The 17,106-nt window shown below is 69.2% G+C and carries 14 protein-coding genes; 3 read left to right on the forward strand and 11 right to left on the reverse strand.

Annotated features, from left to right (window positions below):
- Positions 1-6: 6 nt before the first annotated feature.
- Positions 7-2,052 (reverse strand): transglycosylase domain-containing protein, encoded by a 2,046-nt coding sequence (locus E3O19_RS12510; protein WP_166804564.1) that lies wholly within the window; start codon positions 2,050-2,052, stop codon positions 7-9.
- Positions 2,053-2,176: 124 nt separating this feature from the next.
- Positions 2,177-3,883, reverse strand: coding sequence for a ribonuclease J (locus tag E3O19_RS12515; protein ID WP_134568084.1), 1,707 nt, complete (start codon positions 3,881-3,883; stop codon positions 2,177-2,179).
- 346 nt (positions 3,884-4,229) lie between these two features.
- Between E3O19_RS12515 and E3O19_RS12520 the strand changes: the two genes are divergently transcribed.
- Positions 4,230-4,733, forward strand: a complete 504-nt coding sequence (locus tag E3O19_RS12520) for a glutathione peroxidase (protein ID WP_134568086.1) — start codon at positions 4,230-4,232, stop codon at positions 4,731-4,733.
- A 33-nt stretch (positions 4,734-4,766) separates the two neighbouring features.
- On the opposite strand, the gene E3O19_RS12525 is transcribed toward E3O19_RS12520, so the two are convergent.
- Genes E3O19_RS12525 through E3O19_RS12545 form a run of 5 tightly spaced genes read right to left on the reverse strand, consistent with a single transcriptional unit; the run spans position 4,767 to position 10,949 of the window.
- Positions 4,767-5,600, reverse strand: coding sequence for an HpcH/HpaI aldolase/citrate lyase family protein (locus E3O19_RS12525; protein ID WP_134568088.1), 834 nt, complete (start codon positions 5,598-5,600; stop codon positions 4,767-4,769).
- Positions 5,597-6,082 (reverse strand): MaoC family dehydratase, encoded by a 486-nt coding sequence (locus E3O19_RS12530; RefSeq protein WP_134568090.1) that lies wholly within the window; start codon positions 6,080-6,082, stop codon positions 5,597-5,599. The genes E3O19_RS12525 and E3O19_RS12530 overlap by 4 nt, the downstream gene beginning before the upstream one ends.
- A gap of 12 nt (positions 6,083-6,094) precedes the next feature.
- Positions 6,095-7,261 (reverse strand): acyl-CoA dehydrogenase family protein, encoded by a 1,167-nt coding sequence (locus E3O19_RS12535; RefSeq protein ID WP_134568092.1) that lies wholly within the window; start codon positions 7,259-7,261, stop codon positions 6,095-6,097.
- Positions 7,258-9,333, reverse strand: coding sequence for an ATP-binding protein (locus E3O19_RS12540; protein ID WP_134568105.1), 2,076 nt, complete (start codon positions 9,331-9,333; stop codon positions 7,258-7,260). The genes E3O19_RS12535 and E3O19_RS12540 overlap by 4 nt, the downstream gene beginning before the upstream one ends.
- A gap of 8 nt (positions 9,334-9,341) precedes the next feature.
- Positions 9,342-10,949, reverse strand: coding sequence for a carboxyl transferase domain-containing protein (locus E3O19_RS12545; protein ID WP_134568094.1), 1,608 nt, complete (start codon positions 10,947-10,949; stop codon positions 9,342-9,344).
- Between the two features lie 160 nt (positions 10,950-11,109).
- Between E3O19_RS12545 and E3O19_RS12550 the strand changes: the two genes are divergently transcribed.
- Complete coding sequence (locus tag E3O19_RS12550; protein ID WP_134568096.1) at positions 11,110-11,757, forward strand: SACE_7040 family transcriptional regulator; 648 nt, start codon at positions 11,110-11,112, stop codon at positions 11,755-11,757.
- A 307-nt stretch (positions 11,758-12,064) separates the two neighbouring features.
- Here the strand turns inward: E3O19_RS12550 and E3O19_RS12555 are convergent, their stop codons facing one another.
- The 4 genes from E3O19_RS12555 to pdhA form a co-directional block, all read right to left on the reverse strand.
- Positions 12,065-12,727: a VOC family protein gene (locus E3O19_RS12555; RefSeq protein WP_134568098.1), complete on the reverse strand. Its 663-nt coding sequence runs from the start codon at positions 12,725-12,727 to the stop codon at positions 12,065-12,067.
- A gap of 87 nt (positions 12,728-12,814) precedes the next feature.
- Positions 12,815-14,197 (reverse strand): dihydrolipoamide acetyltransferase family protein, encoded by a 1,383-nt coding sequence (locus E3O19_RS12560; RefSeq protein ID WP_134568100.1) that lies wholly within the window; start codon positions 14,195-14,197, stop codon positions 12,815-12,817.
- Complete coding sequence (locus tag E3O19_RS12565; RefSeq protein WP_134568107.1) at positions 14,194-15,156, reverse strand: alpha-ketoacid dehydrogenase subunit beta; 963 nt, start codon at positions 15,154-15,156, stop codon at positions 14,194-14,196. Before E3O19_RS12565 ends, E3O19_RS12560 begins: the two co-directional genes overlap by 4 nt.
- 146 nt (positions 15,157-15,302) lie before the next feature.
- Positions 15,303-16,412 (reverse strand): pyruvate dehydrogenase (acetyl-transferring) E1 component subunit alpha, encoded by a 1,110-nt coding sequence (gene pdhA, locus E3O19_RS12570; RefSeq protein ID WP_134568102.1) that lies wholly within the window; start codon positions 16,410-16,412, stop codon positions 15,303-15,305.
- Between the two features lie 134 nt (positions 16,413-16,546).
- On the opposite strand from pdhA, the gene E3O19_RS12575 reads away from it, so the two are divergent.
- Complete coding sequence (locus tag E3O19_RS12575; RefSeq protein WP_134568104.1) at positions 16,547-17,068, forward strand: Lrp/AsnC family transcriptional regulator; 522 nt, start codon at positions 16,547-16,549, stop codon at positions 17,066-17,068.
- The last annotated feature ends 38 nt before the right edge of the window (positions 17,069-17,106 follow it).

Here is a 17,106-nt window from a genome sequence, read left to right on the forward strand (position 1 = left end):
AGCAGGTCAGCGGATCATGCTCCGCGGCGGATCGGGGAAATCGTCGCCGCCGTATTTCGCGTTGGCGACACTCATCATGTCGGGCCACATCCGGTGCCGGGCGGTTGCCGCCTGGCCGCTGTCGAAGTATGTCTCCCGCTGGTCTTCCCCGGTGCCGGACACGGTCACGACGCCCACGATGGTGGCGACCTTGGAACTCGCCCCGGCCAGCCAGGTGTCCTTGTTCCCGTCGGTAGTGCCGGTCTTGCCGATCATCGGTACCTCCGGGTCGGTCGCCCGGTTCGAGGCTGCGCCCGTGCCGCTGGTCATCACCCGATGCATCGCGTACGCCATCGCGGCGGCGACATCAGGGGTGACGGATTGCGTGCAGGTCGACTTCGGGGCGGGGATCTCCGCGCCGCCCGGCCCGACGATCCGATCGATCAGGATCGGGGTGCAGGTGGTCCCGTTGTTGGCGATCCCTGCGTACGCGGCGGCCATGGTGAGCGGGGCGATCTCGTTGGTGCCGAGCACCGACGCGGCACCCTGCTGGAGCGGGTCCCGATCGGCCCGGTGTACCCCGAAGCCCTCGGCCATCTTCCTGATGCCGCAGAGGTCGAGTTTCTTCGCCATGCCGATGAACCCGGTGTTGATCGAGCTGATCGTCGACTGGAGGGCGGAGTAATACGACCCGTTCTCGTAGGAGGCGTCGTTGTTCGGGTCGAAGCCGGGGAAGCTCTGCGGCCCGTTGCAGCTGTCCTGGAAGACACCCCAATCGGAGCGCTGCCGGGAACTGACCGAGTCGGCGAGGGAGTTGCCCTCCTTGAGCCATTCGGCCAGGGTGAAGACTTTGTACGTCGACCCGGTCTGGAACCCCTTCGACCCGCCCTGGTCCGAGTCGGTGTTGAAGTTGATGCCCGTGGCATTGGGGTTGGCGGCGGCCACGGCCGGATCCTGGGTGTAGTCCTTGTTCTGGGTCATTGCGAGCACCCGTCCGGTGCCGACGCCCACGCTCGAGATGACGCCGCCCACATCCCAGCCGTCGTAGGACTTCGGGACGTTCTTGGCCATGGTGGTCTCCGCGGCCGCCTGCAGGTCGAGATCCAGGGTCGTGTAGACGTTATAGCCGCCGAGCCGGAAGTTGGCCAGCCGGGTGGCGCGATCCGCGCCGAAGGCCGGGTCGTTGCGCAGCGTGCGCAGCACCAGGTCGCAGAAGTAGGCGCTGCCGGCCGCGGTCTGGCAACCCGTGCTCGGCTCGGTGATGGTCGGGGTGACGGGCGAGGCGACCGCAGCGTCGTGGTCGGCCCTGCTGATCTTCTTGTGCTTGCGCATTTCGCCGAGGATGTAATCTCGCCGTTCCTTGTTGGCCGCGTAACCGTTGGCCGCACCGTTGGTGGTGCTCTCGGGCTTGTCGAGCTGGAACTTGACCGGGTTGTTCACGATCGCCACGAGGCTCGCCGCCTGCGGCAGGGTCAGCGCCGCGGCCGTCGTGTTGAAGTAGTAGTTCGCGGCAGCTTCGATGCCGTAGACGGACCCGCCGAAGCCGGTGATGTTCAGGTACTGGCGAAGGATGTCAGCCTTGGAGGACTTCTTCTCCAGGCCGATGGCGAGGCTCATTTCCTTGAGCTTTCGGTCGGGGCTCGTCTCCGTGGCGGTGTCGTAGCAGCTGGCCCGCTTCTTCTCGTCGGCCAGGGTCTCGCACTTCTGCACGAGCACATTCTTCACGTACTGCTGCGTGATCGAAGACCCGCCGCGGGCCGTCCCGGTCACCAGGGTCGACACGAGACCGGCGACGGTCCCCCAGATGTCGACGGCGCCGTGGTCGTAGAAGCCGGGGTCCTCGGCGGAGGTCGCCGCGTCCTTCACAAACGGGCTGATCGCCTCCGAGTCAACCTCGGCCCGATTCTGGTCGTAGAAGGACGCGAGCAGCTGCGGTGTGCCGTCGCTCCGGGTGGCGTAGACGTTGCTCTTCTGCGACAACCGGCCGATGACCAGGTCGTCCGGCAGGCTCACGACGAAGGCAACCACGGTCGTCGCGAGCAGCGCGACGATAACGCTGGCGGAGATCAACACGATCGACCGGCGACGCGTTCGACGCCTTCTTTTCCTGCTGCGTAACTCAGTACTCATGGGGCGAAATCACTTCCGGGTTCGGCGAAGACGGCGGCCGCCGGGGTGGGCGCCCGGCGGCATCCGCTCACGCGTCGACGACGACCGACGTGATCACCGGGATGCGGCGGTACTTGCGCTGCATCCACCGGGTCACGCTCTGGGTGAAGATGTCCTCGAGCTGTGGCCCGTCGACGATCTTGATCTTGTTGGCTGCGCGAAGGGCATCGTCGATCGACTTGGTGGCGCCGGCGATCCACTCCCTGTCCTGCACGAAACCGCGCGCGATGAACTCCACCGGTTCGGTCAACACGCCCGTGCGGGTATCCAGGATGCCGAGGATGGTCACCGCGCCGTCGTTAGAGAGCTGCAGGCGGTCGGCGAGGGCTTCCTCGGTGGCTCCGCTGCCTACGCTGACTCCACCGTTGCCGGTCATGCCGTCGACGAAGACAAGCTCGCAGGCGACGCGTCCGGTGATCCTGGCCAGGCCGTCGATGAGGTCGACGACGACGCCGTCCTCGACGATCAGGACCTGCTCCTCCGGGACGCCGGTGCGCACGGCCAGTTCGCCGTTTGCCTTGAGGTGGCGCCATTCGCCGTGGATCGGCATGACGTTCTTCGGCTTGACGAGGTTGTAGCAGTACACGAGCTCGCCGGCGCTGGCGTGGCCGGAGACGTGCACCCGGGCGTTGCCCTTGTGGACGACGTTCGCACCCCAGCGGGTGAGACCGTTGATGACCCGGTAGATCGAGTTCTCGTTGCCGGGGATCAACGAGCTGGCCAGGAGCACGGTGTCGCCCTCTCCGATCTTGATCTGGTGTTCCCGGTTCGCCATGCGCGACAGCGCAGCCATCGGCTCGCCCTGCGAGCCGGTGCAGATCAGCACGACCTTGTCGTCCTTCATCCGGTCGAACGCCTTGACGTCGACAATCAGGCCCTTGGGCACCTTGAGGAATCCGAGCTTCTCGGCGATGGCCATGTTGCGCACCATCGAGCGGCCGACGAAGGCAACCTTGCGGTTGTGGCGGGCGGCGGCGTCGATGACCTGCTGGATGCGGTGAACGTGGCTCGCGAAGCTGGACACGATGATCCGGCGCGGTGCGGTGCGGAAGACGGAGTCGATGGCCGGACGGATATCTTCCTCGGTCATCGTGAAACCGGGGACCTCGGCATTGGTCGAGTCGGTCATGAACAGGTCGACACCCTCCTCGCCGAGCCTGGCGAAGCCAGGCAGGTCGGTGAGGCGGTTGTCGAGCGGGAACTGGTCCATCTTGAAGTCGCCGGTGGCGAGCACCAGGCCGGCCTCGGTGCGGATCGCGATGGCGAGCCCGTCGGGGATGGAGTGGTTGACGGCGAGGAACTCGAGGTCGAACGGGCCTGCCTTGCGACGCTGCCCTTCCTTGACCTGGATCAGGCGCGGGACGATGCGGTGCTCTTCCATCTTGGCGCTGAGGAAGGCGAGGGTGAGCTCAGACCCGATGATCGGGATGTCCTTGCGTTCGCGCAGGAGGTACGGCACGCCGCCGATGTGGTCTTCGTGTCCGTGGGTGAGCACGATCGCTTCGATGTCCTGCAGCCGTCCGCGGATGGCCGAGAAGTCGGGCAGGATCACGTTGATGCCGGGCTGGGTCTCTTCGGGGAAGAGCACGCCGCAGTCGACGATGAGCAGTTTGCCCTTGTGCTCGAAGACGGTCATGTTGCGGCCGATCTCGCCGAGGCCGCCAAGGGGGGTGATGCGGAGGCCGCGCTTGGGCAGCGCTGGCGGCGTGGACAGGTCGAGGTGGTGCTTGGTCAATGAAACTCATTTCTCAGGGTGAGACCGCGCGCGGGGCAGTCAGGTCTCGGTAGGCGGACCGGCGTGCGGCCCTGGTGAACGGGTGGTGCAAAGTCTGGATTCGCGCCTCGTCCTGGGGGACGTGGCCGGTCTGGCCGCCCGATGGGCGACGGCGCCCGGGGCCGGCTCGAGGGCGGCGGAGTCGCGATCCGGTGGCTGCCGATGCCGGGCAGGCACAATGATGGCGACTCTTGAGTCTACCGCACCGGGCTGCGGGCGACGGGCCCGGGGCACGGTCACGCTCCTGGGTCGTGTTCCCCCGGTTTCCGCTCAGCCATCTCGAAGGGTGCAACGCTAGCATCGGAGAATGTCAGCCAGCGCACTCTACGAGACCCCCCTCACCCTCATCGACGGCACCGAAACGACCTTCGGGCAGTTCAGGGGAAAGACGGTCCTCGTCGTGAACGTCGCCTCGAAATGCGGCTTCACCCCTCAGTACGCCGGCCTCGAGGCGCTGTATGAGAAGTTCGCGGACGATGGCCTGGTCGTGCTCGGCCTGCCGTGCAACCAGTTCATGGGCCAGGAACCCGGCGACGAGGCGTCGATCGAATCCTTCTGCCAGCTGAACTTCGGAGTGACGTTCCCGCTGACCGAAAAGGTGGATGTGCGCGGTAAGAACCAGCACCCGTTGTACGCCCAGCTCACGCAGTTCAAGAGCGGACTGCTCCCCGGCCTGATCAAATGGAACTTCGAGAAATTCCTGATCAGCCCGACCGGGGAGATCGTCTCCCGGTTCGCCTCGACCGTCGAACCCGAATCCAACGAGATCGTGCGGGCAATCGAGACGACCCTCGCTGCCAGCGCGGCCTGACCGCCATGCACTGACCGTGCCGGGGCGGCGACTCTAGTCGATCACCGCCCCGCTCGGGTCGGTGGGCGTTGCCCGCCGCAGCACCGCCTCGGCGTGCCGGAGCAGGGGAGAGTCGATCATCCTGCCCTGGTATGCGAACACGCCGTCCTCGCCCGCGGCCGCTTCGAGGAGCGCCCAGGCTGCGGCCACCTCTTCCGCGGTGGGCCGGAACGCATCCCGGATCACGGACACCTGGCTGGGGTGGATGCACGCCGTGGCCCGGAACCCGCTCGCCACGGCGTCGTCCACCTCGGCGGCCAGGCCGGCCAGGTCGGGGATGGCCAGGAACACGCCGTCGACGGCGGCCTTTCCGTGCGCGCCCGCCGCCAGCAGCACGGCCGAACGCGCGTACCGGGCGACGGCCCGGTAGCTGCCGTCGGCGAACCGGCTCGAACTTCCGCCGAGGGACGCCACGAGGTCGTCCGCGCCCCACATCAGCGCGACGACGTTCGGTTCGGCCGCGATCGAGGGGGCCGCGAGCACGCCCGCCGCGGTCTCGCAGAGAGCGACCACCTCGAACCGGGCAAGGTGGCGCAGCTGCGCCGCGTCGACGGTCTTGGGTAGCATCACGATTCGGTAGGCGGTCTCCTCGAGGGCCGCGAGGTCGAGGGCGAAGTCGGGCGTGTCGACCGGGTTGACCCGCACGATGGTGCGCTCAGGGTCGAGCGGATGCCCGATCAGCGCAGCCCTGGCCCTGGCCCGGTTGGCCGGCAGGATGGCATCTTCGAGGTCGATGATCACGGCGTCGGCCCGTTCGGCCGCCTTGCGGTACCGGTCTGGGCGGTCGGCCGGGCAGAACAGAAGCGCCGGCCCGAGGTCGAAGCTCATGGGGCCACCTCCTCGCACCAGACCAGCACCGTGCGCACGGCCGTGACCACAACGTCGCCGGACTGGTTGCGTCCGGTGTGGCTGAGCGTGACGACCCCCTGGCCGGGCCGCGACGCCGACAACCGCTTGCCGGTCACGACGGTCTCCGAGTAGAGCGTGTCACCGTGGAACAGCGGATGTGGGAAGGTCACCTCGGCGAAGCCGAGGTTGGCCACGATGGTGCCCTGGGTGAGTTGGGCGACCGAGCTGCCGACCAGGGTCGACAGAGTGAACAGGGAGTTGACCAGCCGCTGCCCGAACGGCTGGGTGGCCGACCATGCCGCGTCGAGGTGAAGCGCCTGCGTGTTCATGGTGAGGGTCGTGAAGAGCACGTTGTCGGCCTCGGTGACCGTGCGGCCCGGCCGGTGCAGGTAGCGCACACTCGGGTCGAACTCCTCGTAGTACAGGCCGCGCTGTTCGATGCTGCGGCGTTCGTCGGTCATCGGTCTCCCTTCTTAACCCGTGAACCCCAGCGCCCTGGAGATGACCATGAGTTGCACCTCGGTGGTTCCTTCGCCGAGTTCAAGCACCTTGGAGTCGCGGTAGTGCCTGGCCACCGGGTTCTCGTTCATGAAGCCGTAGCCGCCGAAGATCTGGGTGGCGTCTCTGGCGTTGTCCATCGCTGCTTCGCTGCCCACCATTTTTGCAATGGACGCCTCCATTTTGAAGGGCTGTCCGTTGACCATTTTCAGCGCCGCGTCCTGCCACGCGAGGCGGGCGGTGTGCACTCGGGCCTGCATCCGGGCGATCTTGAAGGCGATGTGCTGGTTCGACCCGATCGACCGCCCGAAGACGTTGCGACTGTTCGCGTAGCGGATGGACTCCTCAAGGCAGCCCTGCGCGGCCCCCGTGCAGAGCGCGGCAAAGGCGATGCGGCCCTCGTCGAGGGTCTGCACGAAGTTCGCGAAGCCGCGGCCCCGCTCGCCGAGGAGGTTCGCCTCCGGCACGCGCACGTTGTCGAAGACGAGCGGGTGGGTGTCGGAGGTGTGCCAGCCGACCTTGTCGTAGGCCGGGAGTGCGGTGAACCCGGCCGTGGGCGTGGGCACGAGGATCGCCGTGAGCTCCTTCTTGACCGAACCGTCCGGCCGGGTCTCTACGCCGGTGACCGCGGTGACGGTGACCAGGCGGGTGATCTCCGAGCCCGAGTTGGTGATGAACTGCTTGGTGCCGTTGATCACCCATTCGCCGCCCTCGAGGGCGGCGGTGGTCCGGGTGCCAGCGGCATCCGAGCCGGCGTCCGCCTCGGTCAGGCCGAACGCGGCGAGCGCCGATCCGCTGGCCAGTCGGGGCACCCACTCCTGTTTCTGGTCCTCGGTGCCCCGGCGGTACACCGGCATGATGCCGAGGCCGACGCCGGCCTCCAGGGTGACGGCGATGCTCTGGTCGACGCGCGCGAGCTGTTCGACGGCCAGGCACAGGGCGAAGTAGTCGCGACCCTGCCCGCCGTACCGCTTCGGGAAGGGCAGGCCGAACAGGCCCATCTCCCCCATCTCGGCGATGATGCCGTAGGGGAGGGCGCGCTTGGTGTCGTACTCATAGGCGGCGGGAGCGACGACCGTGTCGGCGAAGTCGCGCACCATGGCCTGCAGCTTCTGGTTTTCCTCGGTCAGTTCGTGGCTCATTGTGGTGCTCCCTTGTCTGCGTTGACGGTGGCGGTGTCCGGCCCGGACGCGCCCGGTTCGGGCGCGTCGGTGACCGTGGCGACGATCTGGTCGAGTGTGACCAGGTCGCCGGGCTTGAGGGTGACGGTGACGATGCCCGCGGTGGCCGCGGTGAGCCGGTGCTCCATCTTCATGGCCTCCACGGTGAGGATGGCCTGCCCGACGGCGACGAGGTCGCCGTTGGCCGTGTGCACGGCGACCACGGTGCCCGGCATCGGCGAGCGCACGTCGGGACTGGCCGCACCTGCGACTCGGCCCAGCCCGTCGAGTTCGGCGGCGAGGGTCTCCGCTGCCGTGCGGTGCACGATGTCGACCGAGAAGCCGTCGCCGCCGATCCAGAGCCGGGCGCCGTCCGCGGCGATGGTGAACACGCGCGTGACGCCGTCGACCTCGACCCCGAAGGCGTCGTCCCGGTTGGGCGCCGGGACGAGACTCGCCGGCACGACCGGCCTTCCGTCGATCGAGACGGATGCCCCGCTCGGGGACCCGTCGACCGCCACGGTGACCGATTCGGTCGCGCTCACGGCCAGCACGTACCGGGTGGGCAGGTTCGGACCCATCCGCCACCCCGTCGGCCGGGACCAGGCCAGGTCGGCGCCCGGCGGGACGGACCAGGCTGCCCGGTGCAGGTACAGCGCGGCGGCCGCCAGCACGTGGTCGTCGGCGGCTCGGAAGGCGAGCCCGGGGAGCTTGCGCTCGATCAGGCCGGTGTCGAGGCGGCCGGCGGCTACGTCGGCATCCTGCACGAGCAGCCGCAGGTATTCGACGTTGGTGCAGAGCCCGAGTACGAGCGTGTCGGCGAGCGCACGGTCAAGCCGGGCGAGCGCGCCGGCCCGGTCGGGAGCCCAGGCGATCACCTTGGCGAGCATCGGGTCGTAGTCGGCGGACACCACGAGGCCGGTTGTCAGGGCGCTGTCCACCCGGATGCCCTCGCCGGTCGCCTCCCGGAGCGCCAGCACGGTTCCCGTCGTCGGCAGGAACCCGCGCTCCGGGTTCTCTGCGTAGACCCTGGCCTCGATCGCGTGCCCGGTCAGCACGATGTCCTCCTGCCGGTGGGCGAGCCGCTCCCCCGCGGCCACCCGCACCTGCCATTCGACCAGGTCGATGCCGGTGATCATCTCGGTGACCGGGTGCTCCACCTGGAGCCGGGTGTTCATCTCCATGAAAAAGAACTCGTCCGGCGCCGCGTCGGAAACGAGGAACTCAACGGTGCCGGCGCCGGCATAGCCGACGCTGCGGGCCGCCGCGCAGGCGGCTTCACCGATCCTGGCCCTGGTCGCGCCGTCCAGGAGCGGTGACGGCGCCTCCTCGATCACCTTCTGGTGCCTCCGCTGCAGCGAGCATTCGCGTTCACCGAGGTGGATCACGCCCCCGTGGGTATCGGCGAGCACCTGCACCTCGATATGCCGGGGGGTGCTGACGAAGCGTTCGATCAGGAGGGTGTCATCGCCGAACGCGGCGGCCGCCACCCGCCGGGCGGTGACCAGCGCCTCGGCGAGCTCGCCCGGGCGGTCGACCCGCGCCATGCCCTTGCCGCCGCCTCCGGCCGATGGCTTGATCAGCATCGGGTAGCCGATGCCCGATGCGGACGCGATGAGTTGTTCGTCGGTCTGCCCGGCCAGGGACACCCCGGGGATGACTCGCACCCCGGATTCGGCGACGTGGTTCTTCGACCGGATCTTGTCGCCCATCACGGTGAGGGCGTGCACGCTCGGCCCGATGAAGACGACGCCCGCGGTGGCGCAGGCCTGCGCGAAGGCCTGGTTCTCGCTGAGGAAGCCGTAGCCGGGGTGAATGGCCTGGGCGCCGGTGGCCGCGGCGGCGGCGAGCACGGCGCCCTGGTCCAGGTAGCTCAGCTGGGCCCTGGCGGGGCCGAGCCTCACCGCGACATCCGCCAGCGCCACATGCCGGGCACCGCGGTCGGCATCGCTGTACACGGCGACCGAGCGGATGCCGAGTCTGCGCAGGGTACGGATGATGCGGCAGGCGATCTCGCCGCGGTTGGCCACGAGCACGGCGTCGAAGGTCGTCATGGTCTCGTTCACATCCGGAAGAGACCGAAGGCGGTCTCGGGTAGCGGGGTGGCGGCGACGATACCGAGGGCGAGGCCCAGCACCGTCCGGGTGTCGGCGGGGTCGATGACGCCGTCGTCCCAGAGCCTGGCCGTCGAATAGTACGGGCTCCCCTGATGGTCGTATTGCTCGGTGATCGGCGCCTTGAACCTGGCCTCCGCCTCCGCTGACCACTCCTCGCCCGCGCCCTCGAACTGTTCGCGTTTCACCGTGGCGAGCACTGAGGCCGCCTGCGGCCCGCCCATCACGGAGATGCGGCTGCCGGGCCACATCCAGAGGAATCTGGGCGAGTACGCTCGGCCGCACATGGAGTAGTTGCCGGCGCCGAAGGAGCCGCCGATCACGACGGTGAGCTTGGGCACCCGGGCGGTGGCGACCGCGGTGACCATCTTGGCGCCGTGCTTGGCGATGCCGCCGGCCTCGTAGTCCCGCCCGACCATGAAGCCGGAGATGTTCTGCAGAAAGACCAGGGCGATGCCGCGCTGGTCGCAGAGTTCGATGAAGTGGGCGCCCTTCTGCGCGGATTCGGAGAACAGCACCCCGTTGTTGGCGACGATACCGACCGGGTGGCCGTGCAGGTGTGCGAAGCCGGTGATCAGGGTGCTGCCGTACTCCTTCTTGAACTCGTGGAACTCGCTGCCGTCGACGAGCCGGGCGATCACCTCGCGCACGTCGTAGCGGCCCTGCACGTCGACGGGAACGGCGCCGTAGAGTTCCGACTCGTCGGCGACGGGGGCGACAACGGCGCGCACGGTCCAGGCCGGGGCGAGAGGTCGCGGCAGGGTTCCGACGATGTCGCGCACGATCTGCAGGGCGTGCCGGTCGTTCTCGGCGAGGTGGTCGGTGACGCCGGACGTCTTCGCGTGCAGTTCGCCGCCGCCGAGCTCCTCCGCGGTGACGATCTCGCCGATCGCCGCCTTCACCAACGGGGGGCCGCCGAGGAAGATGGTGCCCTGCTCGCGCACGATGACCGTCTCGTCGCTCATGGCCGGCACGTAGGCGCCCCCGGCGGTGCACGAGCCCATCACCGAGGCGATCTGCGGGATCTTGGCGGCGGACATCCGGGCCTGGTTGTAGAAGATGCGGCCGAAATGGTCGCGGTCGGGGAAGACGTCGTCCTGCATCGGCAGGAACGCTCCGCCCGAGTCGACGAGGTAGACGCAGGGCAGCCGGTTCTCGAGGGCGATCTCCTGCGCGCGAAGGTGTTTCTTGACCGTCATTGGGTAGTAGGTCCCACCCTTGACGGTGGCGTCGTTGGAGATGACGAGGACCGGGCGTCCGTGCACGAGGCCGATGCCCGCGATGATCCCGGCGCCGGGGCTGGCATCCTGGTAGAGCCCGTTCGCGGCGAGCGGGGCGATCTCGAGGAACGGGCTGCCGGGGTCGAGGAGGGTGTCGATGCGTTCGCGGGGCAGCAGCTTGCCGCGGGCGACATGGCGTTGCCGGGACGCCTCCGGACCGCCGAGGGCCGCGACGGCGAGCCGCCGCCTCAGGTCGGTGACCAGGGCGCGCTGGGCCGCGTCGTTCTCGGCGAATGCCGGGCTGGTCGGGTCGATCCGACTCGCGAGTGTCTCCATCGACAGCTTCCCGTTCGTGCATGCCCGCCGCGCGGCCCCCGGTGATTCAGACCAGGAGACAGTTCGTCGGACATCCGATACAGTTAGTGATCCCTAACCGAAAATTCAGGTTAGCGGTTCGTAACTGAGAAGTCCAGACCCTGTCGGAAAGGAGCCGTCCGTGACCGCTGCCGGCCCCCCCGTCGCTCCGCCCGAACCGACTCCGACGCCGACGCCGCCCGCGCCGACGACGCGCAGCCGGGCGAAGGCCGACCGGCGCGCGGCGCTGCTCGAGGCGGCGGCAGCGCTCTTCGCCCGGTCGGGCTTCAACGGCGTGTCGATCGAGGACCTGGGCGCGTCCGTCGGCGTGAGCGGCCCGGCCGTCTACCGGCATTTCAGCGGCAAGCAGGCCGTGCTCGCCGCGCTCCTGGTCGGAGTGAGCGCCGACCTCGTCGCGGGCGGTCGCACGGTCGTGGCGACGGCGCCGGATGCCGCGGCGGCGCTCCGCTCGCTCGTGCGCTTCCACCTGGCCTTCGCCCTGGCCAACCCCGACGTCATCCGGGTGCAGGACCGGGACCTCGACAGCCTCGCCGAGGCAGAGCGGCACGAGGTGCGCGCCCTGCAGCGGGCCTACGTGGAGCTGTGGGTGCGGATGCTCGGGGAGGTGCACCCCGAGGTCGAGGCGAAGCTGCTGCGGACCAGGGCCCAGGCCACCTTCGGACTGCTCAACTCCACCCCCCACAGCATGCAGGCCTCCTCGGCGCGCACCGTGCGGCCCGTGCTGGAGGAGATGGCGCTCGCCGCCCTCGGTGTGCCCGCGTGGAAATGATGCTCCGACCTGGGTACTGCGTTGGCGGATTCTCGCCGTCGTGCTGATGCGGTCGGCGATGACCCGGTCGTAGGGGTCGTCGAGCCCCGCCGCCTCCTTGCTTGCGCAGTGGCGGAAGAAGTTCATCGGCGAGACGCCGGAAACCGCCGCGATCTGCGTCGCGGTCGTCTCGTCGAATCCCTGCTCGAGGAGGAGCAGGAGCGCGTTGCTCCTGGAGCAACGCGTTCGTTCTGTCGGACTTTCCCATCCTGAAATGTCGTTCGCTGACAATGTGATCGTTGCGGGGTGTCGAGAGCGCGCCCGCGACTCAGTAAGCGGTGGTGCAGACGCAGAGCTCGTTGCCGTCGACGTCCGCCAGCACCCACCAGTCAGGGGCGTGCTCGTCGGTGAGCAGCAGGCCGCCGGCCAGGACGATGGCCTGCACGCGCTCCTCGGCGTCGCTGGTGGGCAGGTACACATCGAGATGGATCCGGTTGCGGTCGGTGCGGGCGATCTCCATGTGCTGAAACCAGACCTTCGGGCCTTGGCCGCGAGGGTCGACGAGCTCGATACCGTCCCTGGTGTCCAGTTCGACGTAGCCGAGACCGACCTGCCAGAACGGGCGGATCGCGTCGGCGTCGGTGCTATCGATCGCCACGTCGTAGCGGGCCGGGGCCGGCCGGGCGCGTTCGGCGCCCTCGGCGTCGGCGAGCTCCTGGCAGCGCAGGGCCAGGGCGAGGTCTCGCTCGGTCACCCCTCCGGCGTCGTGGGAGCGAAGCCGGATGCCGACGGTGCCGTAGCCAAGGCTCACGTCCGGGTGGTGGTTGGCCGCATCCGCCGCCTCGGCAATCGCGGCGACCAAGCGGGCGGCCGAGGCGAAGTCGGCCGTCGTGAACGCGCCGTGCAGGGTGCCGTCCAGGTGCACGAAGGCACCACCGGCCAGCACGGACTCGGTCTGGACGGGGGTGAGGGTGCTGTTCGCTGGGCTCATGACCCCACTCTGCTCCGTCACCGTTGACCGGTCAACCTGTCGTGGAACCTATCCCGGCACCTGTTGCGGTCCCCGGCGCGGGCGCGGCTAAACCATGGTCAGGACCATGGCCGGGTCGGCCAGGATGGCGCCGATGTCGACCAGGAACCTGGCCCCCTGCTCGCCATCGACCAGCCGGTGGTCGAAGGAGAGGCTGAGGGTCATCACCTGGCGCAAGGCGATCTCGCCGCGGTGCTCCCAAGGCAGACGCCGAATGCCGCCAACGGCCAGGATGGCGGCCTCGCCCGGGTTGAGGATCGGCGTTCCGGCGTCGATGCCGAAAACGCCGACGTTGGTGATCGAGATCGTACCGCCGCGGAGCGAGGCCGCGCTGGTGCTGCCGGCCCTGGCCGCCTCGGTGAGTCCGGCGAGCGCCGCAGCGAGTTCGGCGAGGCCGAGCCGGTCGGCGTCGGGGATGTTCGGCACGAGCAGCCCGCGCGGGGTCGCCGCCGCGATGCCGAGGTTGACGTAATGGAACTGCACGATCTCCCCGGCCGTCTCGTCCCACCGCGTGTTCACGTCCGGGTTGCGGGCGACGGCGAGGCAGAGCGCCTTCGCCACGACAGCGAGGATGCCGATGCGCACCCCCTGGAAGGCCCGGTTCGTCCTGAGCGATTCGATCAGCTCCATGGTCGGGGTGACGTCGATCGTGAGGAACTCAGTGACGTGCGGCGCGGTGAAGGCGCTGCGCACCATGGCCGCCGCGGTGTGCTTGCGCACGCTCCGGATGGGGCTCCGGGTCTCCTCCCGGCGTCCCGGGCCGGGTGCCAGGGTCGTGGCGTCTACCACGGGCTCGGCGAGCTCCTCGGCGGCGGGCCGGGCGAGCTGGGCGCGCACGTCCTCCCTGGTGATCAGGCCGGTCGGGCCGGTGCCGGTGAGCTGGGAGAGGTCGACGCCGAGCACCCGGGCGAGGGCGCGCACCGGCGGGGTCGATCGCGGCCGGCTCGCGGCCGGCTCCGCCTCCGCCTCCGGCGCCACAGTGGCAGGTGCCACAGTGGCAGGCGCCACAACGGGTGCCACAGTGGCAGGCGCCACAGCATCGGGCGCTCCGGTTCGGGCGCGGCGGTGCGGTCGGCCCGATCGTTCGGGTGCGGCGCCGTAGCCGACGAGCACGGCCTCCCGCTCCTCGGCCGGTTCCGCCGGAGCCGGGGCAACCGCCGGGCCGGCCACCGCGGTGGCGGCCACCTCGGCGCCGGCCACCTCGAATGAGACGATCGGCTCGCCGACGTGCACGACCGTTCCCGGCTGCTGGTGAAGTTGCGTGACGACGCCGGCGAAGGGCGACGGAAGTTCGACGACGGCCTTGGCGGTCTCGACGTCGGCGATGAGCTGGTTCAGCTCGACGGTGTCGCCCGGCGAGACCCGCCAGGCCACGATCTCCGACTCGGTCAGCCCCTCGCCGAGGTCGGGGAGCCGGAACACTTTGATCATCGCCGACGCCCCAGTGCGCGGTCGACGCCGTCGAGGATCCGGTCGAGGTCGGGCAGGTGGTGGCTCTCCAGTTTCGCCGGCGGATAGGGGATGTCGAAGCCGGTGACCCGCACCGGTGCGGCCTCGAGGTAGTCGAAGCAACGCTCGGTGACGACCGCCGCGATCTCCCCGCCCAGCCCTCCGGAACGCGCGGCCTCATGGGTGATCACGAGCCGGCCGGTCTTCCGCACGGATGCCTCGATGGTCTCGTAGTCCACCGGGGAGAGCGAGCGCAGGTCGATGACCTCGATCGAGACGCCGTCGTCGGAGGCGGCGAGCGCGACATCCCTCGCGGTAGTCACCAGGGCCCCGTAGCAGAGGAGGGTGACGTCGGTGCCGGCGGCCACCACCTGTGCGCGCTCCATCGGGGCGCCGAGCTCTGGCGAGACCTCGCCCTTGACGTGGTAGCGGCGCTTGGGTTCGAAGTAGAGCACCGGGTCGTCCGAGGCGATCGCCTGGCGGATGAGGCCGTAGGCGTCCTGCGGGTTGGAGACCGCGATCACGCGCAGTCCGGAGGTGTGGGTGAAGTAGGCCTCCGGCGATTCCGAGTGGTGCTCCGCCGCGCCGATTCCTCCGCCGAACGGCACCCGGATGGTGATCGGCATGCTCACCCGGCCCTGGCTGCGGTAGTGCAGCTTGGCCACCTGGCTGACAATCTGGTCGAAGCCGGGGAAGATGAAACCGTCGAACTGGATCTCACAGACCGGGCGGTAGCCGCGGTAGGCCAGGCCGACCGCGGTGCCGATGATCGCGGACTCGGCCAGCGGGGTGTCGATCACCCGGCGGGCCCCGAACTCGGCGAGCAGGTCGCTGGTCACTCGGAAGACGCCGCCGAGCAGTCCGATGTCCTCGCCGAGCAGCACCACCTTCGGGTCGTCGAGCATGGCCTGGCGCAGCCCGGCATTGATCGCCTTGGCCATGGTCAGCGTGGTCGCGGCGGCCAGCGGCACGGGGGTGCGGAGCGGGGCACCCGGCAGGGACTCCCCGGGGCGCGGGGCGGCCCCGCCGTCGGTTGTCGTGCCCAGCAGGGCGGATGCCGTCGGCCTCATCATGGTCGTCATCGTCATCAGGCCTTCCCTCCGGTGGAATCGAAACTTGCGAGATAGTCGGTGTACTCGGCGCGCTGGCGGTCGAGGGTGGCGTTCGGGGTGGCGAAGACGTGGTCGAAGACCGTGAGCGGCTCGGGATCCGGCAGGCCGATGCAGCCGGCCCGCAGTTCGGCGGCCGCGGCATCCGCGAGCCCCCTGGTCTGCTCGGTGAGCTCGATGCTGAGCAGCCCGAGCGAGTCGAGTAGACGTTCCAGACGCAGGATCGGGTCTTTCGCCTTCCACTGCTCCAACTCGGCGGCGGGCCGGTAGCGGGTGGGATCGTCGGCCGTGGTGTGCGGGCCCATCCGGTAGGTGACCGCTTCGATGAAAGTGGGTCCGCCGCCGGTGCGGGCGCGGTGGAGCGCCATCCTGGTGGCCGCGAGCACGGCAAGCACGTCGTTCCCGTCGACCCGGATGCCGGGGATGCCGAAGCCGAGTGCGCGGTCGACCAGGTTTGCCCGGGACTGCAGGCCGACCGGTTCGGAGATCGCCCACTGGTTGTTCTGGCAGAAGAAGATCACCGGCGCCTGAAAGCTGGCGGCGAAGACGAGAGCCTCGCTGACGTCGCCCTCGCTGGTGGCGCCGTCGCCGAAGTAGGCCACCGCCACCGAGTCGGTGCCGTCGTGCTGGGCGCCGAGGGCCCAGCCCGTGGCGTGCAGGGTCTGGGCGCCGATGATGATCGCCGGCGTCGCCATACCGACGGAGTAGGGGTCCCAGCCCGATTGCGCGTTGCCGCGCCACACCCGCACGATGTCCGTCAGGCCGACCCCGCGGCACCAGGCCACCGCGTTCTCGCGGTAGCTGGTGAAGACGAAGTCGTCCGTGCGGAGGGCCCTGGCCGAACCCACCTGGGCGGCCTCCTGGCCGAGCAGCGGCGGCCAGAGACCGAGCTCGCCCTGGCGCTGCAGCGCCGTGGCCTCGGTGTCGATCCGCCGCACCACGACCATGTCCTGGTAGAGGCCGACCAGGTCTGCCGCCAAGACATCGTCGAGCCAAGGATCGGCCGTTTCCGAAGCCATCCGCTCACCGTCGGGTGACACGAGTTGTAAGAGATTGGCGGGGATTTCCCCCGGGAAAGATTCTGACATGGTGAGGTGCTCCCAGCGTCGTTGCCGAAGTTGTTGAGAGCGTACGGTCATGCGGCACTGAGCACAACCATGCCGGTGAATACTGCGCATTTTGCTCTATTCAGGGACCATTCGGCCTGCTAATCTCGTGCATTATGCACAGTCTGGACAGAGTCGACCTGCAGCTGCTCCGCGCCCTGTGCGTCGATCCGCGCAGCACCTTCGTAGCCCTCGCGCAGCAACTCCGGCTGTCTCGGAACACCGTGCAGGCACGGATGGCCAGGCTCGAGGAATCCAACGCGTTCCTCGCCTTCGACCGCCGGATCAACCCGGCAGCCCTCGGCTACCCGTTGACGGCCTTCATCGAGGTGCACGTGCAGCAGAAACGGCTCGCACAGATCATCGCCGAGCTCACCCGCATCCCCGAGATCGTGCAGGCGCACGGGATGAGCGGTTCGACCGACCTCCTGGTGCGGGTGGTCTGCACGGATGCCGACGACCTGTTTCGGATCGACGGAACCATCCTCGCCTGCGACGGTGTCGAACGCACCGAAACGTCGCTCGCGATGGGCGAGCTCATCCCCTACCGGGTCACCCCTTTACTCGAGCGCGCCGGGCGGGACTCCGGTGCCGACCGTACCGACCGCGCCGACCGCGCCGACCGCGCGGAGGCGTAGCCCGCGCCGCCTTCCGCCGCCGCTCCGCGCCGCCGCTC

Source organism: Cryobacterium algoritolerans (assembly GCF_004402785.1).
Classification (GTDB): Bacteria; Actinomycetota; Actinomycetes; order Actinomycetales; family Microbacteriaceae; genus Cryobacterium; species Cryobacterium algoritolerans.